The organism is Thauera phenylacetica B4P (genome assembly GCF_000310225.1).
GTDB classification, from domain to species: domain Bacteria; phylum Pseudomonadota; class Gammaproteobacteria; order Burkholderiales; family Rhodocyclaceae; genus Thauera; species Thauera phenylacetica.
On record NZ_AMXF01000342.1, the window covers coordinates 1 to 3,174 of the forward strand.

Genomic DNA, 3,174 nt, shown 5'->3' on the forward strand with positions numbered 1-3,174 from the left:
TGGCCGGCGTCGACCACCGGCACCTGCAGCGCGGCCAGGCGCTCGTCGGTCGGGAAGTCGGCCTGCGGGTTGCGGCCGAGCAGGATGGCGAGCGCGCTGCGCGTCTGCCGCAGTTGTACTTCGAGCGGCTCGATCGCCTTGCGCTGGTTGAGCACCGTGGCGCGTTGCTGGCTCAGCTCGAGCGCCGACGCGGCGCCGTTGTCGTAGCGCGCCTGCACCACGCGCAGCACGCGCTCGGCGATGGCGAGGTTCTGGCGGGCGATGTCCAGGCGCTCCTGCAGCGCCAGGGCCTGGAACCAGGTGCTCGCCACGCTGGCGCTCATCGACAGACGCGCGGCGTCGTGGTCGAAGCGGGTGGCGGCGAGGCTGGCGCGGCTGGCGTCGACGCCAGCGGCGATGCGGCCCCAGAGGTCGAGCTCGTAGCTGGCGCCGAGGCTGAGGCTGGTGGAGTTCGTCTCGTTGCTGTCCACGTTGCGCGCGCCGCTGCCGGCGCTGAGGTCGAGCCCCGGGAGCAGCGAGGCCCCTGCCTGGCGCAGCGCAAGCTCGGCCTGCACCACGCGCTCGGCCTGGATGCGCAGGTCGGGTGCGGTCGCCAGCGCCTCGGCGACGAGGGCGTCGAGCGGCGCCGAGCCGAAGTCCCGCCACCAGGTGTCGTGGACGGGGGCGGCCGCCGCGGGCGCGCCGCCGGTTTCGGCCCACTGTGCGGGCAGGTCGAGGTCGGGGCGGACGATCGGTTCGGTGAGCGCGCAGCCGGCGGTGAAGGCGAGCACCAGCAAGCCGGGGAGCCGGCGGGCGCTCAGCAAGGCGCGGGTTTGCCCGCGAAAGCCGCGATTCAGGCCCGGACCCTGGCGCTCGAAGTCGCGTTTTTCCAGGGCGTTGGCGCAGTATGTTTCTGGCAGGAGGCGCATGTACGAAGCCTATTCCGAAGCGAGCGCGACCACCGGGTCGAGCCGGGCAGCCTTGCGCGCGGGCAGGTAGCCGAACACCAGGCCGGTGAGGAAGGCGCAGCTGAAGGCCAGCACCACCGGCGTCAGCGAATACTGCACCGCGGTGCCGAAGGCCTCGATGATGGCGGCGGCGCCCAGCCCCACCGCGACCCCGATCAGCCCGCCCACCGCCGACACCACCAGGGCCTCGATGAGGAACTGCTGCAGGATGTTGCGGGTGCGCGCGCCGGTGGCCATGCGGATGCCGATCTCGCGGGTGCGCTCGGTGACCGACACCAGCATGATGTTCATGACCCCGATGCCGCCGACCAGCAGCGAGATCGCCGCCACCGTGCCGAGCAGCACGGTGAGCGTATTCTGCGTCTCCGACACGGTGTCGATCACCGAGGCCATGTTGCGGATCTGGACGTCCTCCACGCCGTGGCGGGCGAGCAGCAGGCCGTGCACCGCGGCCTGGGTGTCGTCGATCCGCCCGACGTCCTCGACCGCGATGGTCACGTTGCGCAGGAAGCGCTGCCCGGTGATGCGCAGGCTGGCGGTGTTGAAGGGCATGAAGACGATGTCGTCCTGGTCCTGCCCCCAGGGGGTGGCGCCCTTGGGGGTCATCACGCCCATGACCTGGAAGGGGATGTTGTTCACCAGGATGAACTCGCCCACCGCGTCGCGCCCCGGGAACAGCGCGCGCGCCACGGTCTGGCCGAGCACGGCGACGGTGGCGTAGCGCGCCTCGTCCTCGGCGCTGAAGAAGGTGCCGCTCGCCGGCGCCCAGTTGCGCGCCACGACGTAGTCGGCGGATGTGCCGTTGACGCTGCTGCGGTGGTCGAGGTTGCCGGCGCGCAGGGTGATGGTGGCGCCCTGCTCGGGCACCGAGGCGAGCACGTTGGGTAGCTCGGCGATCGCCTGCACGTCCTCGATCACCAGCGTGGCGGGGGCGTCGCGCCCGCGCGTGTTGGGCGCGCCGGGGCGTACGGTGAGCAGGTTGGTGCCCATCGCGCTGACCTGGTCGATCACCTTCTGCTTGGCGCCGTCGCCGATCGCCAGCATGGCGATCACCGAGGCCACGCCGATGACGATGCCGAGCAGCGTGAGGATGGTGCGGAAGAGGTTGGCGCGCAGCGCGCGCAGCGCGGTGCGGGTGGCCTCCACCACGTCGGACAGCGGCGAGGTGCGATCGACGTGGGGGGCGAAGTCGGGCTCCGGCGCCTGCGGCGGGCGCGGCCCGGGGTCGGCGACGATGCGGCCGTCGCGGATCTCGATGATGCGCTGCGCCTGCTCGGCGACCTCGCGCTCGTGCGTGATCAGCACGATGGTGTGGCCGGCGGCGGAGAGCTCGGCGAGCAGCTTCATGACCTCGGCGCCGCTCCGGCTGTCGAGCGCGCCGGTGGGCTCGTCGGCGAAGATGATGCGCCCGCCGTTCATCAGCGCGCGCGCGATCGACACGCGCTGCTGCTGGCCGCCGGAGAGCTGGCCGGGGCGGTGGTGGATGCGCTCGCCCAGGCCGAGGCGGGCGAGCAGCTCCTCGGCGCGGGCGTGGCGCTCCTCGCGCGGCATCCCGGAGTACACCGCCGGCACCTCGACGTTGTCGCGCGCGGTGGCGCCGCCGAGCAGGTTGTAGCTCTGGAACACGAAGCCGAAGGCCTCGCGGCGCAGGCGCGCCAGCGCGTCGCGGTCGAGCGCGGCGACGTCCTCGCCCATGAAGCGGTAGGTGCCGCCGCTGGGGCGATCGAGGCAGCCGAGGAGGTTCATCAGCGTCGACTTGCCCGAGCCCGAGGCCCCCATGATGGCGACGAACTCGCCGGCGTGGATGGTGAGGTCGATGCCGTGCAGCACGCGGGTCTCGACCTCGCCATTGACGAAGCTGCGCGTGATGCCGTGGAGCTCGATGAGCGGGGGCGCAGTCGGGGGCGCTACGTGGGGGCCGGCCTGCGTCGCCGCGGCCGCCGCCGGCGGATCGGAGGAAGAGGGCGCGTCCTCGCCGGGAAGGCGTTCGATCTTCATAGCCGCGGCGTCATCTGCGGGCGGCCGGCGCCGTTGCCGACCACCAGGCCGGAGACCACGCGCTCGCCCTCGGCGAGCCCGGACAGCACCTGCGCCTGCACGCGGTTGGAGACGCCGAGCTCGACCTTGCGCTCTTCCAGCGCGCCGCGTGCGTCCGCCACCCGCACCGTGCCCGAGCGCGGCGCCGCGCCGGTCGCGCCCGGCGTGAGGCCGCGGCCCTGGCCCATAC

Annotated in this window: 3 protein-coding genes; all 3 read right to left on the reverse strand. The window is 73.0% G+C overall.

All coding sequences use genetic code 11. The features are described from left to right. Positions 1 to 908 (reverse strand): TolC family protein (locus C667_RS21590; protein WP_004384288.1); only part of this gene is annotated, 908 nt, incomplete at its 3' end. Positions 909 to 917: 9 nt separating this feature from the next. Beyond that, positions 918 to 2,945 (reverse strand): MacB family efflux pump subunit, encoded by a 2,028-nt coding sequence (locus C667_RS21595; protein ID WP_004384290.1) that lies wholly within the window; start codon positions 2,943 to 2,945, stop codon positions 918 to 920. Beyond that, positions 2,942 to 3,174: permuted SH3 domain-containing protein (locus C667_RS21600; protein WP_004384291.1), on the reverse strand; the 233-nt coding region annotated here is incomplete at its 5' end. The genes C667_RS21595 and C667_RS21600, both read right to left, overlap by 4 nt.

What these genes read in the sequence shown, in the direction of transcription:
- C667_RS21595 (WP_004384290.1), bottom strand. Translation starts at nt 2,945, where the DNA reads ATGAAGATCGAACGCCTTCCCGGCGAGGACGCGCCCTCTTCCTCCGAT.